The following is a 25,972-nucleotide window of genomic DNA, read 5'->3' as shown; positions in this document are numbered from 1 at the left end:
ATACCAATTTTATGGTAGCTCTTTTAACAGGAATAGGACTCATTTTCTGTTTTTCAGTACCTAGGTTTATTTTCATTCGGAACAAGGTAAATATGACTAATGACAATAAACAGGCTATCTTTTCGTACTAAACAAAAAGATAGCCTGAGTATTATGCAATTTTCAACGTATTGAATAACATGGTGAAAAGAAACCGGATGACTTAGCCATACATCATGGCAGGCTCACGTACAGCATGTAAATAGTCTGCTAGTTTCCCTGCGTATACTTTTTCTAAATACGGTAATTGTGCTAGGCAATGAGGCGTCATTAATGCTGGATTTTGGACTATCTTTAAACCGCCCACTTTTAATAGCGTCGCTACAAATTGGGAACAAAAATAAGCACGCTCACGTCTCACTTCCTTTTGCATCACTACCCCAAAAAGACCGATAAAATTATATTTATAGCGATCTCGATTCCAATACATATATCGAACAATTTTCATCATCTCTAAATATTGATAATGAGATATCCGACAACGATAAATAACACAATCAGCGGATTCAAATAGTCCTCTTTCCGCATCCTCTCGTAAAAAGCCTCCACTTAATGGATTATTTAATTGTCTTCGACCAAAGCTATACATTTCAAATAGCCCCTCATCAAAGGCTATGGATGCATGATTCATCTCTTTGCCTGTATACATGCCAATTGCTTTCGATAATAATGTGCCTGTTTTGGTTAATACTATGTAAATCGTATGTGCCATATCTTCACCTACTCCAATGTTCTCTCCTACTACCAATACGTTTTAAATCTTCAAATGGTTTCGTGAATTTCCTTTTTTTATAAGTATACACAGCTAATCTTAAATTTTTCCTTAGTAGAACCTGAAGATTTCCTTAAGATTTCACTTTATGAGGGTGTATTTACAATGTAACAGATCCCTTAAACTCAACGTTTCTACGATTCTTATTTTTCTATCACCTTTATTTATATGTATGTATTTGTATTCTTATGTGGGGTACATTTGGGTGCAGATACTTTTTTTCTGGGGTACTTGTGGTGCAAAAAACGGCTAATAGATAACTACTTATTAGTTTATATGAGTGATTATTTATGCCAATCCACACTAACAAAATTAAACATTTTTGATATAATTTTACCGAAGGCCAGAAAGGGGGAAAATATGAGGAAACGACTCTTCATAACAATTAGTGTTCTTGCCGTCGTAATTGGCTTAATGGTATGGGATGTGTACGAAAATAAAGAGTTAAAAAAACATGAAGCCATTGCTAAAGCTGAATTTGAAAAAATTTATACAGTAGCAGATATTTTTGAAGATGCCAATTTAAATGAAAAACCAACTTCTTTAAACATCCTTATAATTGAATCAGAACCGCTAAATCCTGAAAGAGTAAATGTCACAAACGAAAAACAACAAAAACAAATTATGGATGCGATAAACAACTTGCAAGTACAAAAAACACTCGGTGCAACTCCTTATGAAGATATGGATTATTCTATTAACATCGAATCAAATAAAGGCTATGGATTGCACGTATCCGAAAAGAAAAAACAAATTGCATTTCTAGATTTAGATAACGATTCAACTAAAACAGAAAATAAATTTCTTTATGAATACAAGATTCTAAAAGGTGCTAATGAATTTTTCAATGCTTTAAAGGATATTCAATAACACAATATACAAGCAGGTTTCAGCTCAGACTATCGCCAAAAGGAATCGACAAGTTTAATATCGATTCCTTTTTGTTATGAAATGGTACCTTGTTAGTCTCACAATTTTTATTCCTCGCCTATAAGTTCTTTTGAAATAAAGTATGCCCATCTCCAATGCCGACTTGTTCAAAACCATTGCTACGATAAAAATCATTTAATTTATTATTTTTCTCTACGCAATCCAATCGTAACGTATTTTTTCCTTCCTTTTTAAGATACTGTTCAAGCCATTGTAATAATTCTTTTCCTAAACCAGAGCCCATATTAGAACGAGATACAGCTAATCGATGAAGATAGACGGCTTCATCATTTACATGTCCCCAAGTATGTTTGTCCCAAGAGCTTGGTGTGTCATACAGCGTAAATGTCGCTACAATCTCTTCATGTCGTTTAACAATAAAAGTGTCCTTATTACTGATCGCCTGCCTTATTTCATCATCTTCTCCTCCAGCAGCTAAAAATCCCCATTGATCGATTTCTTGTTCCTTTAGCCATTTTGCTACATCCTTTAAAAGATGAACTATTTGGTCTGCTTCTTTACTCGTTGCAAAGGTCACTTCACAATCCGCCAATAAAGAACCTACGTTATTTGACATGTTCTATTCCCCTATCTTTCAATATTTTGATAACCGCAAAAATGAATATAACTGTTTAATACGACTCCTTTTTATTAATATCCTTCCTTTTTACATATAAGATCTCTTCCCCTAGAAGTTTCACATTTTTTACCGTTAATAATTTTTTTCAATCTCTCATTATCTCGTATAAAAAAACCCACAATAGCTAACAATAACTATACTTCTGTTTGCCTATTTTTAAATTTTTGGCTTCTACTTCTTCCACGACAATCAAAATAATGCCTTCCAATAGGTCTTTTACTAGTGAATCGACAATTTAACATACATTACAAATAGAGGTGCTTGCATTGACTACATTCGGAAAATGTTTATATATCGTGTTCTTTGTAACACTGTTTTTATTTACAACGATTTATGATCATCTCACTCATGGGGATTGGGCCTTACTTGAAAATTTTTTCTTTTCTTTTTGGGTAGCAACTTTTTTATTCATGACGTTACTACTTAGAAGTAAAAAAGGTGAAGCAGAAAAAGGTTAGTTCATTTTAAAAGCTCAACAAACATAACCCCGTTCTCATTTGAGAATGGGGTTAGTTGTCAGTTGGATTTTTTAACACGTAAAACATTATATTTAAATAAAAGTGTTATCCCTAAGTTCATCAGAAAATGGACGATAATGGGGACCAAAATATTGTATGTATTAAAATAAAGCCAGCTAAACGTCAGACTTGGAATACTAATATTCAGGAGCATGATTGGCTTTTTAAAGTATTGAACATGAATGGCTAAAAACAAGCATGTAGTGATGAGTATGGCCATCCACTGATGATCTAGCCAAATGTAAAGAACATTTTGGATAATTCCTCTGAACAGAAGCTCTTCAAACACAGCACCTAACAACATAAAGGCGAAAATCTCGTGTAATGAATACATTTGATAACTCTTATTTGTATCATCAATATCATTCGAGGGTACAACATACGTTAAAATCACGCCATATAAGACTAAAGCAAAGGAAGCAATGATGACATACATAAATAATTGAGCAGGATGATTAAATGTTAAGTATTGCTCAATGTTAACTACCTCATACACGATTAACATAAACATAATAGCTAAACAAATGAATGAAAAGGAGGTAAACACTACAATAGCATCTTTCGGGTTAGCTTCCTTTTTTATGATTTTTTTATTTTCCATATAAAACCTTCTCTTCTTTTTTTCTATTGCTATCCTAGCAAAATCCATGAAATTTAATCTCAGGATCTCCTTATTTCAACTATTTTTTCTAATAAGAAAAGGAAAAAAAGCCTACTTTAAAAAGAGTTCGGCATAACACCGAACTCAATCTACAGTTGCATCATACTATACTATTGGATAATACGGCTCGTAAATGGGTTGACTATAATAAGGTGGTCTAACACCAATGGTCGGTGTGAGCCAAGTATAATTCAAATAATGAATGTTTAATGAGTATGCTTCGTTTTCTAATAACCGCATAACCTCTGGAAAAAATTCAATTTCCATTTGACACTCCCCCTGTTGCATTCATAGCTATTTTCTATGCTTTAACATAAAAAGGTAAGCATTCATAGTATATGATGAAAAGGAGGGATTGGTTATCAACAATCCAAATGACTGGAATTCAAAAGACTACGAGGAATTAGTACAACAAATTCAATTTTATCAACAATGGTTTGAGGACAATAAAAAAGACGATCCGTACCCACACTATCCTATTTATGGTAAAATCACACAATACAAAGAGGTGCCTCTAACACAACCCGAACAAAGACAATTACGCCAGCCTGGTCTAGAAAGCTTAATGGTACCAAAGCCTATCATTGAAAACCCTCATTATAAAGGGAGTGGCAAGTTAAAGGGGAAAGTTGCTCTTATCACTGGGGGTGATAGTGGGATGGGCGCTGCCGCTGCCATTGCCTTTGCAAAGGAAGAGGCCGATGTCGCCATTGCCTATTTAGATGAGCATGAGGATGCTAATAGAACGAAAAAAAGAATTGAGGAGCTAGGCAAAAAGTGTTTGTTACTTCCTGGGGATCTACGTCATAAAAAACAATGTGTTGACATTGTTTTAGAAACGATTAACACTTTTGGCCGTTTAGATATTTTATGTAACCATGTCGGTATTCAATTCCAACAAAATGATCTTACAGACATCACAGATGAACAATTTGATGAAACATTTAAGCTTAACGTTTATTCTCATTTCTATACGACAAGAGCAGCCCTTCCCTATTTAAAAGCAGGAAGCTCTATTATTGGTACTGCTTCCGTTGTGGCTTATGCAGGTGAACCTTTATTAATTGATTACACTGCTACAAAAGCAGCTATTGTTGGCTGGACTCGCTCCTTGGCAAAAAGCGTTGCGAACAAGCAAATTCGCGTAAACGCGATAGCCCCAGGCCGTATTTGGACACCACTTATTCCTTCCAGCTTCTCTTCAGATGAAAACGCCCTACATGGAACTAATTTATTTAACCGTATGGCACAGCCTTTTGAGGTGGCTCCTACATTTGTGTATTTAGCATCGGATGATTCTAGACATGTTACAGGGCAAGTATTACATGTAGATGGTGGTGAATCGACCCAATCTTAATTCTATTTCTTATCACTTAAAAAGTTGATCGTAAAATCACGAAAACTATTGACAACAAATGAACTCTTTCTGTTTTTATTCCAAGCAATGCCTACCGTTTGAAAGCATTCAGGATCTGAGATTTTCAATATCTTGGCATTATCTAAATACTGATCTAAAAAAGAATTTTTAAAAATAAAAGAGATGCCTTTCCCTTCATTCACTAATTGTAAAATGATTGACAAATCTTCTCCTTCAAATGCAATTTGCGGAGTAAAGCCTGCCTTTTCAAATAGTTGGTTTTCAGTTGCTCGAAAATTTTGCTCTGTTTCGGATAATATAAATAGCTCGTCCTTGGTTTCAATTAGTGAAACACTTTCTTTTACAGCAAGAGGATGATTTTTTGGAACGACTAAAAAAATCTCTTCTGTAAATAGTGGAACCCATTCTATTCTTCGATCAGCAATCGGATTGATAACAATCATTAAATCTATTTCACCATAAATTAATTTTTGTTGGGCTAATTTATCTGGTAATACATATTGTCGGATTTTAACGTTCGGACGCTTTTTATAAAAATTAAAAAACAGTTTGGGTAATAGTTTTGAATTCATGACATTAATGGCGACACTATCTTCTCTAATATTAGCTAGCTCTTGAATCTCTGTCTTTGCCTCATATAAATCATCTAGCGCTTTTTCCGCCTTCTCATAAAACATTCGCCCATATTCATTTAAGCGAATCGATTTCCCTTTTCGATCAAAGAGTGGTACGCCAATATTTTCTTCTAAACGCGCAATCGTTTTGCTTAAGGAAGACTGTGAAATTTCTAGTTCCAAAGCTGCTTTGGACATATGCTCTAGGCGGGCTACCATTAAAAAATATTCTATTTGTGTTAGTTGCATTTTTTTGTCCTCCCTCTAATGCTTATTACTATAAAGGAATAAGCTCATTCTTACAAAATTATTGAATACAATTTTTAAGGAACGCTATACTACACATGTAAACTAGAAGCTCTTTAAATAATAGGAGGCAGGAAATATGAACTTACAAGATTTCGAAGGTCGTGTTGTTTTAATAACTGGAGCAGCTACGGGTATTGGTCGTGCTACAGCACTTGCTTTTGCTCGCCGAGGTGCGAAAGTAGCCATTGGAGATGTCGATGATCGTGCACAAGAAACGGTTGAGCTAATCCAACAAGAAGGTGGAGAAGCTGTATTTTTTAAAACGGATGTAACAAACGCTGATCAATTGAAATTATTAGTACAACAAACAGTAGAAAAATTTGGTGGACTCCATCACGCTTTCAACAATGCAGGTGTTTTAAATAAGCCAGCCAAATTCGTTGATATTGAAGAAGAGGCTTTTGATAAAGTAATGGCAGTGGATGTTAAAGGTGTATTTTTTGCTGTAAAACATGAGCTTGAATACATGATCAAAAATGGTGGTGGTACAATTGTAAACACTGCATCTGTAGCAGGTTTAATTGCCGATCCAAATATGGCCCCATACGTTACTGCCAAACATGCAGTTACTGGCTTAACGAAAGCGGCCGCTATTGACCATGCAGAAGATGGTATCCGTGTAAATGCTGTAGCACCGGGATTAACAGAAACACCAATGACACAAATGTGGAAAGATAGTCCTGAAGTATGGAACGAGGTTGTTTCTAATGTGCCAATGCGTCGCTCTGCTAAACCAGAAGAGATTGCTGAAGTAGTTGTCTTCCTTTCTTCAGATGCTGCAAGCTTCTGTAACGGTTATGTATACGGAGTAGATGGCGGGCAAGTTGCTCACTAAGTACCATTCTCTACTTTAATAAGTAAACAGTGTGGGTAGTTTTTACCCCACTGTTTTTTCCTGTTCCTATCTATTACTTCTAGCTTTTAATCTATATTTCAATTGCTTTTCAATTTATTTACAGTGGTTATGTTCATTACTATACAAACATACATTAATGGCGGGATAGCACCTTTAACATCGCCCCCAAGATGTTTTTGTACTGTGCTATCCCGCCCTTTTTACAGCTAATTGAGGTACTTACCGTGATTAGGTAAAGCAATTTGGTCAAAATCATCCACAAGATTCTGAAGATTTTCTGTCAATTCTTCTCCTTCCATTGCTAAACCATGTCCTGTAATGGCAACAGAAGGTCTTAATTCCTTTAATTTTTTCACTGACTCATAAGCTGCTTGCCAATCCGTTGTCAAATATCTAGGTGGACCACTAATTTCTTTTGTCTGGGTCAATACTTTATAGAGAGATTCTTGTTTCACCGTTACAAAGGCATCTCCAACAATTAATGCACCATCTTCGCTTCTAAATAAAGAAATATGTCCTGGTGAATGCCCTGGCGTATGAATCCAATGGAATCCTGGCATATGGGGGACAGAACCATCTGAAGGAAGAGCACTCACGTTACTCCCTAATTGAATTGATTCATGCGGAAAAATAGGTGACATTTTAGCAATCAAACCACCGTTAACTGTAGAATCAGGTTGTGGATAATTTTGTTCTCCCGTTACATAGGGTAATTCCAAAGAATGCACATAGACAGGGACATTCCAATGTTTGATTAATTCAATAATGGCTCCCACATGATCAAAATGACCGTGAGTCAATATAATGGCCTTGGGAAGAGCATTGGCTCCAAAACGATTTTCCGCTACAGCAATGATTTCTTCCGCACTTTTCGGCATACCTGCATCTATTAACACAAATTCATTGGCATTTTGACCGTACAGCACAATATTGACGATCTGTATTGTATATTGATATAAATCAGGTCGTACTTCTACGCCAATACCGCTCCCTACAGATGTCGCCGGTATAAATTTATAATCATCACCGTAATGTAAATCCTTGTCCATTTCCAAACCTACTTTCGCTTCATATTTTATCAAGACAAACCTATTTTTCCTTTCTTCAGTAAAATTAATGCATGCAAAAATTGTGATTAAAAACTGCATAAACCAAATACACTAAAGTGCCAAAAGTCTTCCATTGACTGTTAATACAATTGGAAGAGTATATTGTTTAATCGTTATAAGCTACTGACAAAACGACTCCCATTTTTAGGTATTTGACCTCCACACCTATTACCACTTCTTTCATATATTACAATAAAAGGAGTGGTAATTGTGCCTTGGCAACACGAGATCCCCTATTTAATCGGGCGGCCAGTCGGTGTTTCTTTTACAAATGGGCAGGGTACTTCTGGTGTCCTCTGCGGCGTTTCAGGTGGAAAGCTTCTTGTCCTCGAATATTTGTATCAAAGCCAATTTGCCTTAAAACAATACGATTTTCATATGATTCAAGATGTAAATGGCTTTCCACCTTGTCAGATGCAGCAGCCATTATACTAAAGACATCCATCTAGGATGTTTTTTTATTGGCACTCCTTAGTTGACATACAAGTTATCTATTGTCCTTTTTAATTGGAGTTTTTCTCACAGCGTTTTTTCAATACTTAAAGTATTTAGTTGAAATTAAAAGCTAGCGCTTAAGATAGATAACTATCTTAAAACGCTAGCTCATCATAATAATAGTAGTGTAAAGTTCTTTCAACTTTACGTACACTCCTTTTATTGGTATTTGGGGTCACTTTCGTCCAAGTGACCTCTTTTTGTCATTCCACGTTTCGCTGTTTTATCCTTTACCCTATCAAACGGTATCATTGGAACATTCATACGACAAATTCGTTCTATAGGAGGGAGGAAAACAATGGGAATTAATTTAAATTTCTGGTCATTTGTTTTATCTTTAGGCTGCATCCTACTATTTTTTCTTTCAGGCACAATGAGAGACTTTTTTGTTACACAACTTCATTTTCATCCATTGACATTGACTCTACTCTTGTCCATTGCCTGTTTCTACCTCAGCTTTGTTGGAATGAAAGATGTAAAAAATTTAGCAACATTGCTACGAGGGATCATAACAATGTTGATCACACTTATCCTAATAATCAGTATCTCCTTCATTTTATTTTTTGGTAATTTTTTAAGTTAAACTATCCTAGCTGACATTATTTTTATACAAGCCTCCTTGACGAACACCTGTTCTGTAGTTAGAATAATAAAAAAGGAGGCTTTTTTATGCAAAAAACAGCGAACATTGAATTAGTACATTTTTCAGAAGATTATGTGGAGCAGTTACATAGTTTTGAACTACCGGAAGACCAACACCAATTTACAGCGCTTCCAAAAGAAATTTCCATAGAGACAGTTGGACAATATCCTATCGTCATATTAAGTGATCATGTGCCAGTTGGCTTTTTTGTTCTTCATGCAACTGACAGGGTAAAGGAATATTCTACAAACCCTAATGCTATGTTGTTAACTGCCTTATCCATCGATCATCAACAACAAAGTAAGGGCTATGCTAAAAAAGCAATGTTTGCACTTGCTGACTTTGTGAAGCAACATTTTAATGAATGTAATGAAGTGGTGTTAGTCGTCAATCACAAAAATATCGCCGCACAGCATCTTTATCACAAAGTGGGCTTTGTAGATAACGGAGAAAGAAGAATGGGGCCTATTGGTGAACAAATTGTTATGCAGTTACCACTTTAAAGAAACCGTCACTCATTTGTTTTTTCAAATGAGTGATGTTAAATTGTTTTAAAACAAGCTCTTCCAACTCGGTTTTTAACGAACACCTCATCATTTCCTACCGCAACATTCCGCGCATCGATAAAATAATGGTCTATAAAATACCAGTATAAAGAATATGCTGTTTGGCGAGCTGACGTTTAATGTGAACATAATCCTTCTATAAAAACGTTAACAATGGAAGGGAACAATACACGCTTCATCTTAAAATGCTCTGACATTGTTAGATATGCTGCAATAATTTCACTGCAAAGTCGAGCTGTAAACATTGAGGTCTAATAGTCGATGCTCTCTATTATTCAAGGCCATCATCTTCTATATGGGCAGCATAAATATACTTTAAGGGAATATGCTTCGTTGTGGTGATAGTTTCTAGTAATAACTCCTCCTCATGCATCGCCTGAATGAAGCCTCCCCATTGAACATAATGAGCCTGATCCCATATAGTTAACATAATATAGTTATGTTGAACAATTGCTCGCGAGATCGTTTGCTGTAATTCTTCAAGCTCCCATTCAGTGCGTTCACGAGGTGGCTCTGTAAACACCTCTTGTTTCCATTCTTTCAAAAGCATTAAATGCTCTGGTAACATCATCGCTGTCCACTTCATTGTTCCTCTATCTTTTATCATTTTCTCCACTCCTTAAGCAAGTGTCCGCCATATAAGCCATTGCGTGAAACACCGTGCCCACTTTTGTATAGGAAGCAACTCGTAATAAAGCTAGCATTCCATATTTTCTAGGTATCCATTACATGACCATTGATGATAATAATGTTGAATGCTCCTTTACTTACTGTAGTTCGTAAACATAGCTCTCTGAAGAAGAACAAATGTTCGTTTTTTATTATACGTATGTACTTTCTTAAATAGAAGTGGTAATTTTAGGTAACTTTAAAAAGGCAGATGAAGCAGGAGTTCCCACTGAGAGCTAGGCATTTGTGTAAGCCTAGCAATAATAGAAACATACTCTATGGTGATAATGAAGAGTACAATTGAAGTGAGAAAGGATGTAACTATAAACACAAATATTGATTATTCCTCCCCGTCTGCGGAATTCACTTTTGATGTCAACAAAAGTACGCTTTTTAAAAAGGATTCACGAAATTATATTAATGTGCTTGGCGTGGAACAATTAAATACATTAGAAAATGTATCTTTACTCGATATTTTTTTAAGTGAAGATAATGTTGTTGAGCCACATTACCATCAAAATGCAGCTGAGCTTGTCTATTGTATTACTGGGGCGGCGACAGTTTCCCTATTGAATCCCTTTACGAAGAAAATTCAAAACTATCCGATCAAGCCTGGGCAAGTCGCTAATGTACCACAGGGCTGGTGGCATTATGAAATAGCGACAGAAGATGACACCCATTTACTCGCTATTTTCGATGCGCCAACACCAGAAGTCATTTTAGGCTCTGATATATTGAAATTTACTCCAGCTAATATTATGGCTCACACGTATTGTTTAGATGAGGAACAATGGAAGAAAACCATTGCACCGGTTGTTCCAACAACTTATATTGGTCCAGCAAAAGGCTGTAATCATGTCAAATCAGCAACCGATAAACAAACGAAGCCAAAGCACTATATGAAACCATGTCCTTATCCGTATCCATATCGTTACCCTTATCCACATCCGTATCCCTATGGCACATATTATTAGTACGTTCTCTTAGTAAACTTTTATTGTAAAAGATGAATAGAATGTCATTTCTTGTCCATCCTAATCTTAGATAACCTAAGAGTTAGGAAGTGTCTCAATGTTAAAAGACAATCTAGCATCATTACGATTTAAGGAGATTTTTAAGCTTTGGTCACAGCTTGGTGTCAATCAAGGATATATTGCTTCAAGCCATGCCTTTTTTAAGCATACGCGTGATAAACAATTAAAGATAATGATCCTGGAGTTTATTCAATGTTTAAAAGAGGAAAATAAGCACCTGACATTGTTACTTAAGGAAAATGGCGTCTTGGCACCTACTACATCCATCGAGTATAATACGATGAAAATAACAGACCTTCGCGGCAAATCGATGATTAATGATGGTGAAATTAGTGCGATTTTATCCATGAATATCGCCTCCTCTTTAATTTCCGTAAGTCAAGCACTCGATCTGTCAGTGAAGAAGCTCCATTTAACAAAATATGGTGAACTTCATATGCGTTATTCACTACTGGGATCAAAATTGATTGACTATAGTCAGCGTAAAGGTTGGTTAGAGGCTCGTCCACGCTAAAAAGAAGCATCCGTTTCATCCATAACGGAAGCTTCTTTTTTTAACTTACTATCGTCTCCTAACGAACAGAAGCTTATACCATTGATTTACGAGGAATGGTAATACAGATAAGCTATAAATGAAGCCTAGCTGTGCAATCGTCAATGGGGCAACCTCAAAGACTGTTGTGAGCATTGGCATAAACAAGACAAAGTGTAGGCTGAGCACACCGATTAAGAAAGCGAGCCATGTATATTTATTCGAGAATACACCAATAGCGAAAATCGACTCTTTGGATCTGGAGTTGAAACCATGCACTAATCTGGATAAACACAGTGTTGTAAAGGCCATTGTGCTAGCTGTTAACGTATCGCCTGTCGATAGACCAATTTGAAAAGCAATAATGGTGGAGGTGGCAATTAAAATACCTTCTAATACTACTTGTGTCGTAAAGGCTTTATTTAATAAAGGTGTATGAATATTTCTAGGCTTGTCCTTCATCGTTTTCTTATTATTGGGCTCTAACCCAATGGCGATAGCTGGCAAACTATCCGTTAATAAGTTGATGAATAATAGATGGACAGGCGCAAAAGGAACAGGTAGGCCTAACACCGTTGCATATAACACAACAAAAATAGCTCCAGCATTACCAGATAATAAGAATAGAATAGCATTTTTTATATTCGTATAAATACTACGACCATTAGCGATTGCCTTAACAATCGTCGAAAAATTATCATCGGTTAAAATCATCGATGAGGCATCTTTTGCAACCTCTGTACCTGTTACCCCCATTGCGACACCAATATCTGCTTGTTTCAAGGCAGGTCCATCATTGACACCATCCCCTGTCATAGCAACAACATGACCTTTATCCTGCCAGGCTTTTACAATTCGAATTTTTTGTGCAGGTGTAACACGAGCATAGACAGAATAATCATCAATTTTATCTTGTAACTCTTGATCTGTTAAACCATCAAGGGCGTGTCCTTCAATCGCTTCTTCTGGATTTTGTAAAATACCAATTTGTTGGGCAATCGCCGTAGCTGTAATTTTATGGTCACCGGTAATCATAACGGGCTTAATGCCTGCATTTATACAGCTTTCCACTGCTTCTTTCGATTCTTTTCTTGGAGGATCCATCATCGCAACTAAGCCGACAAAGATTAAGTCACGTTCAGCTCTTGTATCAACGCTTTGCTGAGGGAAAACATCTTTATACGCAATGGCCAGCACACGTAAACCATTCATTGAAAAGTCACGATTGACCGCTTCAATTTTCTGACGATGCTGTGCAGTCATTTCAAAAATGCCTGTGGATGTTTTGATTCTCGTTACTTTGGGCAAGAGTACATCCAATGCCCCTTTCGTAATCATCACCGTTTGCTTGTCCATCTGATTTACCGTGCTCATAAGCTTTCTTGCCGAATCAAATGGAATTTCAGCCAAGCGTTTATATTGCTCTCGAATTTTCAGTTCATCAAGGCCGTACTGCTTTCCTAATTTCACAAGAGCAATTTCGGTAGGGTCGCCGATTTCTTTCTGATCTCGCTCTACAGCATCACTACATAAAAGTGCCTTGATCATCAGCTCTTTTTCCACTGGATTTGTTGGATTAAGCCAATCATGTGGTATCTTTTTCTGGTCGACAAAGACTTCTTGTACCACCATTTTATTTTCTGTTAAGGTCCCTGTTTTATCAGAACAAATAACTGAAACACTTCCTAAGCTTTCCACCGCATAAAGCTTACGGATAATCGCATTTTCCTTCGCCATCTTCTGCGTGCCAAAAGCTAATACGATAGTCACAATGGAACTTAGCGCCTCTGGGATTGCTGCAACAGCAAGGGAGACTGCAAACATAAATGATTCAACTAAGGCTCGTCCTCGAATAAGGTCAATTGTAAAAATAGCTAAACAAATGAGTGTAATCCCTAATGCTAATTTTTCACCGAATTGATCAAGACTAATTTGTAGGGGCGTTTTCTTCTCCTTGGCTGTATCGAGTAAATTCGCAATTTTGCCGATTTCTGTCTGCATGCCGATTGCCGTCACCATTACAATACCACGGCCATTAGTTACAAAGCTTCCTGAATACACCATGTTCTTCTTATCAGCAATGGTCACATTATTTTTTCGTATAGGATCTGTACTTTTGGCTACAGCAATCGATTCACCTGTTAGGGAACTTTCATTAATGTGTAAATTATGACATTCTAGTAGTCTGCCATCTGCATTGATGTAATCGCCCGCCTCCAATATCAGAAGATCTCCTATCACAATTTCCTCCGAAGAAATCTGCATTAGTTGATTGTTACGCATGACTTTGGCAATGGGAGAGGTCAACGCTTTCAGATTGTCTAGAGATTGTTCTGCTTTTACATGTTGTACAGTACCTAAAATAGCATTTAAAATCACTACAATCATAATAACAATCGTACTTTCTACTTCCCCTAGTAGAAATGAAACGAAGGCCGCAACGAGTAATATAATAACTAATAAATCTTTAAATTGTCCGAAAAATACAGCCCACGTACTTGTTTTTTTACCTTCCTCTAATACATTATAGCCATAGACCTGTTGCCTTTTTTGGACGTCATCATCGGTCAAGCCTTGTGGGGTGACGCTCAATATCTTCATGACTTCAGCAGACGATTGTTGATGATATTCAGTCATTGGGTTCTCCTTCCATTTACAAGATTTGAAGAGCTCCTACTATTTTTCTTGAAAATAGTAAGCGCACTTAAATCTCAAACTCCTATAAAATTCATTAACTACAACAATCTATTCCATATGTATTTAGAGTATGCTTAGAATTCATAGAGAAATTAATTTTGAAAGAGATACAAACATAGATTCAATCAAACTAAGTCTTAGCATAATTGCTGTTAATAGATCCAAAACCTCTGCTAAATCAAGCTAAAAAGGTATTGGAGATAGCTTCCCCAATACCTTTTAGGTTGTTTCTATTATGAGTTGTGGTGGGCTGATTGATAATCTCCATGCTGCTCCTGTCCAAGTGGCGCTCTTTTAATAGAGAAAATAGCACAACCTAATGCACAGAGAACTAGAATCGTTCCAAAGCTCGCTAAATGCATAACAGAATCAGTCAAAGCAAACATGGCGCCTCCAACTGCTGATCCAATGGATATCCCAATTTGAAGGGCAGCTGTATTTAAGCTCTGCTGAATATCGGATGATTTAGGATCAGTTTGAATTAAATAATTTTGTAATGGTGGTGTCAATGCCCAGCTTAATGCACCCCATAAAACTGTAAACACTAAAAATAGCGGTAAAGCAATGATCGTGTAAGGAATACTGAATAAAACTATAGCAAAGGCAGACACAATCAAAATAATGGCTTTACTCGTGCCAATTTTATCACTCACCCAGCCTCCTACTGCGTTCCCACTAACAGAGGCAATACCGAAGATTAAGTAACAAATACTAATCCATGAAGGACTCATATCAAATGCTTCTACTAAAAAAGGTGTTAAATAAGCGTAGAGCATGTAATGTCCTGCTAGCATAAACAACGTAGTTAACTGAGCTGTAAGGATTTTTAAATTAGCTAAAGATTTGATTTGTGCCTTCAGTGGCACTACTTCTCCGATTGGCATTTTTTCAAGTAATAAGGCAATTAAAATCATGGATAGTGTTGACAGAATGCTAATGCCTAAAAATATAGCTCGCCAACCGAAAGCTTCTGTTATAAAAATACCCATTGGTACACCAATGACAAGCGCAGAGCTTACACCCATGAAAACGAGTCCTAACGCCTTGGCACGATGTTTAGGCTCAACAATTTTTGTCGTAATCGTTAAAGATAATACAATGACTAATGCTGTGCTCATCGCTGTGAAAATACGGGCAATTAGCACAATAATGAACGTCGTACTAAAGAAGGTCATTAAGTTACCTAACGTGAAAATAAATAATGATATTAAGAATAAGCGCTTCCTTTCCACCTTAGCTGTCAAGGATAACAGGACTGGCGCAGAAATAGCATAAACCAGTGCAAAAATCGTAATTAGTTGCCCAGCTGTTGCTAAAGATACATGTAAATCCTCTGCAATATTTGGCAGTATCCCACCAACAATTAATTCAACTAACCCTACTGCAAAGGTAGTCACCGCAAGAATATAAACTCTCCAATTCATCGTAATCTCCCTTTCGTTACACTTTCATTTTTGCAGGAGATTTTTTATATGCATTACGCCGCAAGGTACGCTTCGGTACGCTACAAACTAACGGCTGAATCAACATAAAAAAATCCTGACTACAAAAATGAAGCAAAGTTTTGTAGTCAGGATTTTATGGTTCCTGGTAGAGACCCTCAATCCATATTATTGAGGTTATACAGATCAAATATTTACTTTAGCTATAGTAGCACATCAAAATTTCGTTGACAATAGCTTTTTTTATAGAATTAAATGATCTTATAAAACTGCCGAATCGAGAGAAAATTTCGAAATTCTGCTTATATTTTAATGAATTTGACCATACATATTAACATATACTAACTATTTTACGAGGTGATTGTTTGCGTATAGTAGGATTTGTCTGCTATTTTTTAATACTATTTTATGGCGTAGAATTAGTAGTAGAAGAGCTCACAATCGAAGAACCAGCCATTAGCTCTCCCGTGAAAAGTAAGGTATTGCCTATAAAAGAAACTGTTGAAAATTCAAGAGTTTGTGTCTATTACCCTACGTATAAGAGCTGTACAGATTTACCAAAAAACTAAAAGAGGTCACTCAAAGAAGTGGCCTCTTTTTCATTATTTTGAACCGATATGAAAATGGCTAAATGGATATAGTATTGCTTTAGATTCACCATAAACAGCATCCTCTGAAATTAAACCGTAGTGGCGACTATCAAAACTTTTTAAACGGTTGTCCCCAAGCACAAAATACATGCCCTTTGGTACTTCTTTTTCATTAACTAATTGTTCCAAAGTAAAATTTTCTGTAATGCGTAATTGATTAGGATCATCTGTTTCACGATTAACATAATCTTCTTTGTATGCTTTCCCATTTACATACAATACATCATCTTTCATTTCAACTTTATCCCCTGGAAGACCTATTACTCTTTTAATATAGAGTTCATCCTCGGTAGGAGATTGGAAAACAATTTGATCGAATCGTTCAATTTTACTTGTTTTACTTACAATAATAATATCCTTATCATGATACGTCGGGTACATCGAAGCTCCCTGCACCTTAATTGGCGCAAATAAAAACTGCTTACAGCCAAAAACGACAACAGCCGTAATGACAATAATCTTGATGTAGGATAGTATTTCTTTTTTAAAATTTGTTGTTTTTTCCTCTTGCATGCTCATTCCCCGATACTGTTTTTTTAATAGTATAACATTTTCTATATACTATTGACGAATGAATCACGCAAATTGTTTCCAAATCAAAAAAAAGACAATTGCTACAACGTAACATTGTCTAGTATTTATCCTTCTGTTGTGTAATCATTATGAATGGTTGGATTGTGTAGCAGAGAGACGCTGCTCGTTTAATAAATCGACTGCTAATACGATACCTACTGGTAATGCAAATGCTAATAATATTGTGCCAAAAATCATCACAATCACTCCTTTTAACCATTTCTAATATCAGTATACATTTAATTTTCTGATTTTTCAAGCTACATTGAAAAATGAACTAGCTCTATTCATTAAAAAAAATCATTCAACTAGGCATGCACCCTACCTGAATGATTTTTTATCTTTACATATACAATTTTAAACATAATAGTTGTAGGCCTCTAATAGCTGATTGGACTGGATTTCTTCGCACTTTGCGTTTAGGTACATAGCTTTGCATGCACTGATTAAGCGCTGTATACCTAAGCACCTGGGTCCTCCCATTCATTCATCTCCCTCCCTTCATGGCCGAAAAATTTACTTTGTTGACACTACGTGTAGTAAGCACCACGCTTACTTGCTTTTTAAATGATTGTTTAGATCTGTTTGTATTTTTTGAAGCTCTTCCTCATTCGGAATGTAGTACCAAATACGATTAATCCTTTGACCTTCTCCCTGTTCAAACGATATTTGCTCAATATCCTTATCCATTTTTTTATAAATACTTTGTAGCTGGATCAGGTCTTTGACTGAGAAGTTCATGCGAACATTATCGCCTAACACATTAAGCATATCTGTTGCCTTTAATAATGTAGATGGCGTGGAGGCTTTTTTCATAACAGCTTCAATAATTTGACGTTGTCGAATTTGACGACCAAAATCACCACGTGGATCTTCATAACGAATACGAGAAAAAATAAGCGCCTCATTACCATTTAACGTAATTTCACCCTCTGGGTAATGGTATTCGTCATAGGTTAAATCCATATCATTATTGATCGTTACACCACCAAGCGTATCAATAATTTGCAAAAAGCCCTCCATATTAATAAATACATAGTAATCAATTGGTATATTTAAAAAATTCTCCACCGTATCCACAGCCATCGGAACGCCACCAAAGGCATAGGCATGATTAATTTTATCAACGGTGTCATGACCAACAATTTCTGTACGAGTATCACGGGGAATACTAAGCATTTTCATCGTCTGCTTTTCTGGATTCACAGTAATCACAATCATCGTATCTGAACGACCACTATCATCTTTACGTTCATCGACCCCAAGCATCAGAACCGAGAATGGTTCTTTTTTGATCACTGTTTTTTCTTCTGGTTGTGCTGCATCTGTTGTTTGAATAAGTGGTGTATTTATTTTATTCATGGTTTTTTGGATGGTAAAGTAGGCAGTCCCTATAAAAATTAAAAAAATTGCTAATAGGCTACCGACTATCCACAGCCATATTTTTTTCTTGCTCTTTTTCTCTTTAGAGCGTTTCATGTTTTTTTCCATACATAAGTCCTCTCTTGCTTAACAATTTTGCCCCTCTTTTTGACGTATTAAGTTGGAAAAAAGTTTATCTAGTCTACTTATATGCATAATGAACGAAAAAAAGACGTACACTAGTATTTACTAAATTCACAGCATACTATTCCCTCATTTGTAAATTAACTTCCTTTTAGTTTATCTATTTCCTTCATTTATTGAAAATTCATTATTATTGATATATACTATTTTCAGATACAACGTCTCTATATAAGAAACAATTAATCTAGTTAATAGGTAGGAGGAATATCAATGTTTCAAAAAAGAAGAGAGAAGCTAGTTTCTCGCATGCAGCAACAGCAAATAGATCTAGCAGTCCTAGTGCCTGGTTCGAACATGTATTATTTTACAGGTCTCCAATTAAAGCAAAGTGAGCGCTTAACATTAGCTGTCATTACCGCTAACAATCAATTGTTTTTTCTAGTACCACAGGTAGAATTAACGAAAGTAGATGCAAATAATGGTGGTGCTATCTTATCTTATTCAGATGAGGAAGGACCGGAACAGGCCATCCAGCAACTTAAAAATGAGCTTGGAGCATTGCACACACTTGGCGTAGAGTTTGACACTATGCACGTCAAGGAGCAGAAAGCCATCGAAAAGCTTACATATGACAATTTATGTGATATCGGTGATTCCATTCGTGAACTACGGATGAAAAAAGATGACCATGAAATAACATTTATGCGACAGGCAGTACAAATTGTTGAAGAAAGTCTTGAAGCTACATTACCAACTATTCAAGCTGGCGTTTCAGAGATGGAAGTAGCAGCACAATTAGAATATGAAATGAGACGACGTGGATCAGAGGGAACACCTTTTGGCACCATTGTAGCTTCAGGTTATCGCGGTGCACTTCCCCATGGCAGAGCTAGCACAAAAAAAATAGAGATAGGTGAATTAATCGTCATTGACTTTGGTGCAATTTATAAGGGCTACGTAGCTGATATGACCCGAACAATCGCTTTAGGGGATGTCTCACCAACATTAAAAACAATCTACAATATTGTTAAACAAGCGAATGAAACTGCAATAGCTGCGATAAAACCAGGTATGACAGCACATGACATCGATGATATTGCAAGAAAAATTATTTGTGGTGCTGGCTATGGTGACTACTTCACACATCGACTAGGGCATGGGATTGGTTTAAGTGCACATGAAGAACCTTATTTAATGCAGCGTAATCACTTAGTGTTGAAATCAGGCATGGCATTTACGGTCGAGCCAGGTATTTATGTACAGGATGTGGGTGGTGTGCGGATCGAGGATAATCTCATTGTTACAGAAAATGGCTATGAGAATTTAATGAACTATACGAAGGAATTAATAATCCTATAAGGCTGGTGAGCACAATGATCGATATGATGAAAATACAAAAAGATATGCCGCTTCTTGAGCATTATATGTATTTAAACACAGCTGCTGCTTCTGCCATGCCACAGCCAGTAGTAGATGAGATGACGAGCTATCTTCAAAAACAAGCAAGTATCGGCCCCTATTTACCATCTTTTCGTCAAGAAACGTATGAACAAGTAGAGAAAATTCGAGAGAAGGCTGCTTTGTTTATCGGCGCGGAGCAAGAAGAAATTGCCTTTGTGCCCAATGGATCCATGGCTATTAATTATGTTTCAGGAGGCTTGCAGTGGGAACAAGGTGATGAGGTCATTGTACTCGATACAGAAATGTTAAGTAATTATGTGCCTTGGCTTGCCCTTCAGCAGCAAGGTGTTCACTTAAAAGTGTTGAAAACGAATGCAGATTATTTGGTGGATTTACAAGCACTCGAGCAGCTCATCACACCACAAACAAGACTAATTGCTTTTGCCCATATGTCCAATGCCTCAGGTGCCCTTCAGCCTGCTAAGGAAATATGTCAGTTCGCACAGCAGCACAATGTACTGACATTGATTAATGCCAATCAAACAGTTGGTTTAACCCCACTCCATGTCAAAGAGCTTGGGTGTGACTTTTTAGTAGCATGTGGGCGAAAATGGCTTCGTGGCCCTGAAGGATCAGGAATTTTATATGTACGAAAAGCGCTTGTATCCACACTGACGCCTCTTATGATTGGTTGGGGTAGTACACAATGGGATTATCAAAACAATACTTATTCATTTTTAGAGACAGCTAAACGTTTTGAGCCAGGCTGTCCGATCATTCCAAGTATTTTAGGTTTAGGAGCAGCCATTGATTATACAAATGCTATCGGTATTCATCACATTTATGAGCGTGTCAAACAGCTAACTAACTATTTGCTTAAACAACTTGAAACCATTCCAGGTATTGTTTTATATGGTCCACAAAATAGTGACTATCGATTATCAATTACACCGTTTAATATTGAGGGGCTTTCTCCCGATGATATCACGAATTATTTAGCACAACATGGTGTCATCATTGAAGCTGGCACCTTTATGGCGAATACCATTATGGAGCGCAATCACATTCAAAAAATGGCTCGCTTTTCGCCGCACTATTTTAACACTTTTGAAGAAATCGACACAGCTATATCCCTCATGAAGAAATTCAAAGAATTCTCTAAAGGAAAGGCCCAAGATAGTTATTAGCTATCTTGAGCCTTTTGTTTATTCATGGTAGAACTTAAAGCTGTATTGATCGAAATAACGTTGGATATTCATCGCACCATATTGCAGAACATTAATCATTTCAGGAAGCTTTTCCTCGGTTGGTTTACGATAAATAGGACCAGCAATCGTTAATGAGGCAATGACTTCTTTTTTACTATTAAAAAGAGGTACACCAAGCCCAAATACAGAATGAGAATATTCTCCCGTTGTAAAGCACCAGCCTTGCTGTTGTATTTTCTCTAAATCAGCTAACATTTCAGCAGGGTCAGTAATCGTTTCTGGGGTTAATCTTTTCATGCCATGGTCCATAATTTCTTTTTTCCTCTCTTCAGGAAGAAAAGCCATAATGGTTTTACAAGATGCCCCAATATGTAAGGGTGTGCGTGTGCCAATTGACACCGAAAATTTAATCGTTTGAGAGCTCTCAGCTATTTCCACTGTGACGCCATCTGTCCCATCTAACCAAGTTAAAAATACCGATTCCTTGATAGCCTCTGCAAGATTCTTCATAATCGGTAAAACAAAATCAGAAAGATTTAATTTATCTTTGACCATTTGGCCATATTCCAAAAATCGGAGCCCTAATTCATATTTTTTCGTTTCAGGATTTTGAATCAGAAAGCCTTGATTTTCGAAAGTCGCCAAAATCCGATAAATAATTGAATGGCTAATATTCATCTCTTTCGCTAACTCTCGTACACCCCACGTCGGATTTTCCTTATTAAAATATTTGAGAACCTCTAATGAGTTATCTAATGTTTTTAATGTCATTTCACACCTCGAATGTCTCTATAATAGAACCGTATATTGATTATAAAATGAACTCGGACAATTTTCAATAAATTCAACTATTTTACAATTGGCTTTTAATCGAATGATTGGGTGCAATCGTTCGATTAGGTAAATAGAGCAGCCTATCCGCTCTGAGCAATTCTATCGAGTAAAAAGTTGGCGCTATCCTCTGAAATACTCTTTCTATCCGTCACTTTTTGAATTCTATCCGCTCGTTTGAGCAGCCTATCCGCTCTGAGCAATTCTATCGAGTAAAAAGTGGGTGCTATCCTCTGAAATGCTCTTTCTATCCGTCACTTTTTGAATTCTATCCGCTCGTTTGAGCAGCCTATCCGCCTCAATCGTTTAACCTAAAAATTCAACTAAAAGAAAATCAACTCCCCTCTTAGAAGTTGATAGAGGGGAGTTGATTTCGTTTTTCTAAATTATGTTTCGCTACTCGTTTTTCTCTTGAATGCCCTGTACTAATTTCTCTTGAATCTGCAAATATTGGACAATTTCCTCTTCATCTAATACGTCAAAAAGCTGTACAAAGACTTCTTTTCCAATGGATTGCGCCTTTGCCAAGGCCTCTTGACCCTCGTCTGTAATTTGTAAGCGAATAGTGCGACGGTCAGATGGATCATACAGTCTTTCAGCTAAGCCAAGCTTGACCAGCTTTTCTGCAATGCTTGTCATGGCTCCTTTTGTATAGCCGATTGTTTCAGCTAATTCTGCCTGTTTTTGAGGGCCTTTCACATGTAGCTCATTTAAAACTAAAATGGGTGAAATCCCTAAAGGATATGGAAACGCTTTTGTAAAACGTATAATGTTGGCATTATTCACCTGTTCAATCATATGAATCAGTTTAAAAATATTTGTCTGTTTCAAAAAAATCCTCCTCAACGTCGAGAATTAATGAAGCATTAGTGAACCTCCATCCACCATAATCGTTTGACCCGTAATGTATTGAGAATCATCGGATGCTAAGAAAACAGCTACACGGCCGATATCTTCCTCAACATTACCGAAACGACCTAGCGGGATTTTACTTCTAACCGCTTCATAATACTCTGGCTGTGCTTTTGCCCATGCCTGAACACCTGGTGAATCAGCAAGTGGACTAATGATATTGACATTAATACCATAACGACCCCATTCATTTGCCGCTACACGAGAAATGCCTCGGATGGCTTCCTTAGCAGCTGCATACGCTGCCTGTGTCTCATGTCCTTGTATGCCTGCACCAGATGCAAAGTTAATAATATTTCCTTTTGTTTCTTTTAAGTGTGGTAGTGCTGCTTGCATTAAGTAGAAGGTTGGATAAAAGCCTGTCCCAAATGATAAATCAAGATCTGCTTGTGTTATTTCTTCTATTGTAACTTGTTTTGAAGCATGAGCGTTATTAACTAGCACATCTAGTTTACCGTATTTTTCTACGACTGTATCAATAATTTTTGGTAATTGATCGCGTTCCATTAAATTTGCCTGTAAAAACATAGATTTTGGAGAGATTGCTTGCAATTCTTTTTCCATTGTCTCGCCCGCTTCCCTGTTTAAATCAACAATTGTAACGATGGCCCCTTCCTTTGCCATTGCTTTTGCCATCCCACTACCAATGCCACCCGCACCACCAGTAATGATAATTACTTTATCTTGTAGTTTAGTCATTTATCAACATCTCCTTATTGTTCATTTACAAATAGTTTAATATTAAACTATTTAATTGTAAACTAAATTGACTTCACAGAAAAAGCTTATTTTATGAATGGCTAAAATAAGCTTTACCTTTTAATGAACTATTTGATCTCTTACATTCTCTATTTTTGGTTGGATATTACCCCGAAGGTAGATGCTTTAATATAGGATTTTCCTTGTAATAACTGTAATTGCTCGGGTGTGCCAGTTACGACTGCCCCAATTATTTTCACATCACTTGTCTCCAAGTTTCCATTTTCCCCTATTAAAGCTTGATAAACCTCGTTTGTTTCCCACTCAAAATTTTTACTTTCCCGAAGTAGCTCAATGTTTCGAATAAAGGTGTCAACCTCGTTGCTTGAAGAACGGCGAGGTTTTGGTTTTGATTGCTCTGATTGGAAACCATAAATGTATGGGTAGTTGGCTGGAATTGTATTCTGTCCTTGCTGAAAAAAATCTAAAGTATCATCTGTATAGGCATCCACCCACCACCAATCTACTTGCACTTCAGTGGGCAGCTTGCTTTTAATTTCATCAAAACTATAGGCATTATCAAAAGAGATGGCTAATTCTACTAAAGTATTGTTCTCCAATTGTTTCAGTTCACTTATTTTATCTTTGTATTGATCGTAGGAAATCTTAGGATGGTAAAAAAACATTTCTCGATCACCTGTGTAGTCATTAAACCGTTCGAGTTGATGTGTTTCTGCCAGTGATTCTGAACCTTCTATTTGGATAGAGTTAGAAATGTAAGTTTGTGTAAGCGTTCCAAATAAATTATAATCACTTTCGATAGGTGTCCAAATATAGGGACGATGCTGATCTCCGAGCACCTTATAGGTCGTTGTTATTATTTTTCCTCCGAGTAAATTATCGTCATATTTCTGATTACTAATTTGAACATTTGGAGCACTTATTTCGTTAAATAAATGAATGTCATCACTTACTTTTTGTGCACTGTTTAACGATAAATGTCTAAGACCATACCAAAATGCTATTAGAACAATAGGCGTAACAATCAGTGTGATGCCAATCATTTTTATTGTTGACCAAAACCTTGCCTTTCTCATTATTTTTTTCGTTTGTTTATCATCAAATAAAAAATTATGGTGTTCTTTATTCATAATAAATATCCTCCTTAAATCGTACAGTAAATTCTTCCCTAGCTCGTCTCACATGCGTTTTTAAAGTGTTTTCATTTTTATTCATTAATGCTGAAATTTCCTTATATGATAATCCCAGCTCATATTTGAGGATTAATACTTCCTGATGCAAGATGGATAACGTGTCAAGCGTGTCTCTTATGTCCTTTAATTTTTCTTTTTTTAAAACCTGAAATTCAGGAATATTTATTAATGAGGTCAATTGAAATTCATCATATTCTGTTGTTGGATGGCGCTTTTCCTTTCTTTTGAGATCATAAAATTGGTTGGTTGCCACGCGATATAACCAGCTCATTGCTTTATCTGACTGAATCCCATTTTTATGTAATAAAAACTTATAGCAAGTATCTTGGACGATATCTTCCGCATCCTCATGGGCTAATCCACGTTTTCTTAAATAACGATATAACAGAGTTCCTACTTGTTGTAGAAACTCATTCAATGATTGCTTTGCCATGTCTACCTCCCTTCTGCCTATACAACGCAAAACTCGAGAAAAAGTTTACATATTATAAGAAAATTCCCAATAGAAAAGAAGACTATACTAATCTTCAAACTTGATGAAAAATTTCGGTTTTTCCCCTGCAAACAACAATTATTTTCAAATTTACACAAGCATCTTTTTAATTTGACAAGAATATACTGTAGCAACTAGCTAAAAAGACTTTCAAGAAAGGAGTTGTGGATGATGGGTGCTAAATGGATAAAGGTTTCAGTCTTTTATTTATTGATTGTTTTTGCTTTTGGCCTGTTTATGCATTATACTGTTCAACTTCAATGGAAGGCGACACATGCTCATATCGGTGTGGTAGGTTGGCTGACTACTGGATTCATAGGTTTAATTTATTCAACGTATAAAGAAGCTGCAGAAACTGGTCTCGCTAAGGCACAATTTTGGCTTTATAATATTGGTTTACCATTCCTCCTTGTTGGCATGATGATGGTCTATCTTGATGTACCACGCTGGTTATTTGAATTATTTGTATCAGGTGGTGGCATTGCTGTAGCGCTGTCCGTCCTATTATTCTTTGTGAATGTCGTTAAATATGTAAGATAAACAAGAGAGCCCCACTTCCATGTATGAAGTGGGGCTCTTTC

At 36.5% G+C, this 25,972-nt stretch carries 28 protein-coding genes and 1 riboswitch; of the genes, 11 read left to right on the top strand and 17 right to left on the bottom strand.

Annotated features, from left to right (window positions below; translation table 11 throughout):
• Window positions 1-202: 202 nt before the first annotated feature.
• Window positions 203-751, bottom strand: a complete 549-nt coding sequence (locus ABC382_RS02330; RefSeq protein WP_274793380.1) for a hypothetical protein — start codon at window positions 749-751, stop codon at window positions 203-205.
• 420 nt (window positions 752-1,171) lie between these two features.
• Here ABC382_RS02330 and ABC382_RS02325 point away from each other — a divergent pair, with 420 nt between their 5' ends.
• Complete coding sequence (locus ABC382_RS02325; RefSeq protein ID WP_322610643.1) at window positions 1,172-1,681, top strand: hypothetical protein; 510 nt, start codon at window positions 1,172-1,174, stop codon at window positions 1,679-1,681.
• Window positions 1,682-1,799: 118 nt separating this feature from the next.
• On the opposite strand, the gene ABC382_RS02320 is transcribed toward ABC382_RS02325, so the two are convergent.
• The 3 genes from ABC382_RS02320 to ABC382_RS02310 all read right to left on the bottom strand — a co-directional run bounded on the left by ABC382_RS02320 (window position 1,800) and on the right by ABC382_RS02310 (window position 3,827).
• Window positions 1,800-2,318 (bottom strand): GNAT family N-acetyltransferase, encoded by a 519-nt coding sequence (locus ABC382_RS02320; protein ID WP_312506467.1) that lies wholly within the window; start codon window positions 2,316-2,318, stop codon window positions 1,800-1,802.
• A gap of 579 nt (window positions 2,319-2,897) precedes the next feature.
• Window positions 2,898-3,500 carry a CPBP family intramembrane glutamic endopeptidase gene (locus ABC382_RS02315; RefSeq protein WP_322610642.1) on the bottom strand — a complete coding sequence of 201 codons (603 nt, stop codon included), beginning with the start codon at window positions 3,498-3,500 and terminating at the stop codon, window positions 2,898-2,900.
• Between the two features lie 165 nt (window positions 3,501-3,665).
• On the bottom strand, window positions 3,666-3,827 hold the full coding sequence (locus tag ABC382_RS02310) for a hypothetical protein (RefSeq protein ID WP_274793384.1): 162 nt from the start codon (window positions 3,825-3,827) through the stop codon (window positions 3,666-3,668).
• 148 nt (window positions 3,828-3,975) lie between these two features.
• On the opposite strand from ABC382_RS02310, the gene ABC382_RS02305 reads away from it, so the two are divergent.
• On the top strand, window positions 3,976-4,917 hold the full coding sequence (locus ABC382_RS02305) for an SDR family oxidoreductase (RefSeq protein ID WP_407135934.1): 942 nt from the start codon (window positions 3,976-3,978) through the stop codon (window positions 4,915-4,917).
• 2 nt (window positions 4,918-4,919) lie between these two features.
• On the opposite strand, the gene ABC382_RS02300 is transcribed toward ABC382_RS02305, so the two are convergent.
• Complete coding sequence (locus ABC382_RS02300) at window positions 4,920-5,801, bottom strand: LysR family transcriptional regulator (protein WP_322610640.1); 882 nt, start codon at window positions 5,799-5,801, stop codon at window positions 4,920-4,922.
• A 136-nt stretch (window positions 5,802-5,937) separates the two neighbouring features.
• Here ABC382_RS02300 and ABC382_RS02295 point away from each other — a divergent pair, with 136 nt between their 5' ends.
• Window positions 5,938-6,696, top strand: a complete 759-nt coding sequence (locus ABC382_RS02295) for an SDR family NAD(P)-dependent oxidoreductase (protein ID WP_274793387.1) — start codon at window positions 5,938-5,940, stop codon at window positions 6,694-6,696.
• A gap of 227 nt (window positions 6,697-6,923) precedes the next feature.
• Here the strand turns inward: ABC382_RS02295 and ABC382_RS02290 are convergent, their stop codons facing one another.
• Window positions 6,924-7,766, bottom strand: a complete 843-nt coding sequence (locus ABC382_RS02290) for an MBL fold metallo-hydrolase (RefSeq protein ID WP_322610639.1) — start codon at window positions 7,764-7,766, stop codon at window positions 6,924-6,926.
• A 270-nt stretch (window positions 7,767-8,036) separates the two neighbouring features.
• Here ABC382_RS02290 and ABC382_RS02285 point away from each other — a divergent pair, with 270 nt between their 5' ends.
• Both ABC382_RS02285 and ABC382_RS02280 read left to right on the top strand, forming a co-directional pair.
• Window positions 8,037-8,261 carry a hypothetical protein gene (locus ABC382_RS02285; RefSeq protein WP_312506471.1) on the top strand — a complete coding sequence of 75 codons (225 nt, stop codon included), beginning with the start codon at window positions 8,037-8,039 and terminating at the stop codon, window positions 8,259-8,261.
• A gap of 729 nt (window positions 8,262-8,990) precedes the next feature.
• Entirely contained in the window at window positions 8,991-9,467 is a 477-nt protein-coding gene (locus ABC382_RS02280; RefSeq protein ID WP_322610638.1) for a GNAT family N-acetyltransferase, read from the top strand.
• Window positions 9,468-9,801: 334 nt separating this feature from the next.
• Here ABC382_RS02280 and ABC382_RS02275 read toward each other — a convergent pair whose 3' ends face one another.
• On the bottom strand, window positions 9,802-10,137 hold the full coding sequence (locus ABC382_RS02275; protein WP_312506473.1) for a YolD-like family protein: 336 nt from the start codon (window positions 10,135-10,137) through the stop codon (window positions 9,802-9,804).
• Between the two features lie 349 nt (window positions 10,138-10,486).
• Here ABC382_RS02275 and ABC382_RS02270 point away from each other — a divergent pair, with 349 nt between their 5' ends.
• On the top strand, window positions 10,487-11,173 hold the full coding sequence (locus tag ABC382_RS02270) for a cupin domain-containing protein (RefSeq protein WP_396631799.1): 687 nt from the start codon (window positions 10,487-10,489) through the stop codon (window positions 11,171-11,173).
• Window positions 11,174-11,270: 97 nt separating this feature from the next.
• Window positions 11,271-11,747 carry a DUF3231 family protein gene (locus ABC382_RS02265; RefSeq protein ID WP_274793395.1) on the top strand — a complete coding sequence of 159 codons (477 nt, stop codon included), beginning with the start codon at window positions 11,271-11,273 and terminating at the stop codon, window positions 11,745-11,747.
• Between the two features lie 48 nt (window positions 11,748-11,795).
• On the opposite strand, the gene ABC382_RS02260 is transcribed toward ABC382_RS02265, so the two are convergent.
• Entirely contained in the window at window positions 11,796-14,402 is a 2,607-nt protein-coding gene (locus tag ABC382_RS02260) for a cation-translocating P-type ATPase (protein ID WP_322610637.1), read from the bottom strand.
• Window positions 14,403-14,695: 293 nt separating this feature from the next.
• Window positions 14,696-15,886 carry an MFS transporter gene (locus ABC382_RS02255; RefSeq protein WP_274793397.1) on the bottom strand — a complete coding sequence of 397 codons (1,191 nt, stop codon included), beginning with the start codon at window positions 15,884-15,886 and terminating at the stop codon, window positions 14,696-14,698.
• Between the two features lie 123 nt (window positions 15,887-16,009).
• A riboswitch (purine riboswitch) is annotated at window positions 16,010-16,109 on the bottom strand.
• Between the two features lie 160 nt (window positions 16,110-16,269).
• Here ABC382_RS02255 and ABC382_RS02250 point away from each other — a divergent pair.
• Window positions 16,270-16,473: a hypothetical protein gene (locus ABC382_RS02250; RefSeq protein ID WP_274793398.1), complete on the top strand. Its 204-nt coding sequence runs from the start codon at window positions 16,270-16,272 to the stop codon at window positions 16,471-16,473.
• 33 nt (window positions 16,474-16,506) lie between these two features.
• Here the strand turns inward: ABC382_RS02250 and lepB are convergent, their stop codons facing one another.
• The 3 genes from lepB to ABC382_RS02235 form a co-directional block, all read right to left on the bottom strand.
• On the bottom strand, window positions 16,507-17,067 hold the full coding sequence (gene lepB, locus ABC382_RS02245) for a signal peptidase I (protein ID WP_322610636.1): 561 nt from the start codon (window positions 17,065-17,067) through the stop codon (window positions 16,507-16,509).
• 147 nt (window positions 17,068-17,214) lie between these two features.
• Window positions 17,215-17,325, bottom strand: coding sequence for a transcriptional regulator (locus tag ABC382_RS02240; protein WP_274793400.1), 111 nt, complete (start codon window positions 17,323-17,325; stop codon window positions 17,215-17,217).
• 354 nt (window positions 17,326-17,679) lie between these two features.
• Window positions 17,680-18,618 carry an LCP family glycopolymer transferase gene (locus tag ABC382_RS02235; RefSeq protein ID WP_274793401.1) on the bottom strand — a complete coding sequence of 313 codons (939 nt, stop codon included), beginning with the start codon at window positions 18,616-18,618 and terminating at the stop codon, window positions 17,680-17,682.
• Between the two features lie 285 nt (window positions 18,619-18,903).
• On the opposite strand from ABC382_RS02235, the gene ABC382_RS02230 reads away from it, so the two are divergent.
• Entirely contained in the window at window positions 18,904-19,992 is a 1,089-nt protein-coding gene (locus ABC382_RS02230) for a M24 family metallopeptidase (protein WP_322610635.1), read from the top strand.
• Between the two features lie 14 nt (window positions 19,993-20,006).
• The gene (locus ABC382_RS02225; RefSeq protein ID WP_322610634.1) at window positions 20,007-21,221 is read left to right on the top strand and encodes an aminotransferase class V-fold PLP-dependent enzyme; all 1,215 of its coding nucleotides are present in this window, start codon (window positions 20,007-20,009) and stop codon (window positions 21,219-21,221) included.
• 18 nt (window positions 21,222-21,239) lie between these two features.
• On the opposite strand, the gene ABC382_RS02220 is transcribed toward ABC382_RS02225, so the two are convergent.
• The 5 genes from ABC382_RS02220 to ABC382_RS02200 all read right to left on the bottom strand — a co-directional run bounded on the left by ABC382_RS02220 (window position 21,240) and on the right by ABC382_RS02200 (window position 25,331).
• Window positions 21,240-22,013 (bottom strand): IclR family transcriptional regulator, encoded by a 774-nt coding sequence (locus ABC382_RS02220; RefSeq protein WP_274793404.1) that lies wholly within the window; start codon window positions 22,011-22,013, stop codon window positions 21,240-21,242.
• A 456-nt stretch (window positions 22,014-22,469) separates the two neighbouring features.
• A complete protein-coding gene (locus ABC382_RS02215) occupies window positions 22,470-22,904 on the bottom strand; it encodes a MarR family winged helix-turn-helix transcriptional regulator (protein ID WP_274793405.1) in 435 nt (144 codons plus the stop codon).
• A 24-nt stretch (window positions 22,905-22,928) separates the two neighbouring features.
• Window positions 22,929-23,684, bottom strand: coding sequence for an SDR family NAD(P)-dependent oxidoreductase (locus ABC382_RS02210; RefSeq protein WP_322610633.1), 756 nt, complete (start codon window positions 23,682-23,684; stop codon window positions 22,929-22,931).
• A gap of 149 nt (window positions 23,685-23,833) precedes the next feature.
• Window positions 23,834-24,835: an anti sigma factor C-terminal domain-containing protein gene (locus tag ABC382_RS02205; RefSeq protein ID WP_274793407.1), complete on the bottom strand. Its 1,002-nt coding sequence runs from the start codon at window positions 24,833-24,835 to the stop codon at window positions 23,834-23,836.
• Complete coding sequence (locus tag ABC382_RS02200; protein WP_274793408.1) at window positions 24,828-25,331, bottom strand: RNA polymerase sigma factor; 504 nt, start codon at window positions 25,329-25,331, stop codon at window positions 24,828-24,830. The genes ABC382_RS02205 and ABC382_RS02200 overlap by 8 nt, the downstream gene beginning before the upstream one ends.
• A 231-nt stretch (window positions 25,332-25,562) precedes the next feature.
• Between ABC382_RS02200 and ABC382_RS02195 the strand changes: the two genes are divergently transcribed.
• Window positions 25,563-25,931, top strand: a complete 369-nt coding sequence (locus tag ABC382_RS02195) for a hypothetical protein (RefSeq protein WP_322610631.1) — start codon at window positions 25,563-25,565, stop codon at window positions 25,929-25,931.
• The last annotated feature ends 41 nt before the right edge of the window (window positions 25,932-25,972 follow it).

The sequence above is a fragment of the Lysinibacillus phoenicis genome (genome assembly GCF_047238325.1).
Lineage (GTDB): Bacteria > Bacillota > Bacilli > Bacillales_A > Planococcaceae > Lysinibacillus > Lysinibacillus irui.
The sequence above is the reverse complement of the archived record's forward strand: the minus strand, read 5'-3'. Positions and strand labels throughout refer to the sequence as shown.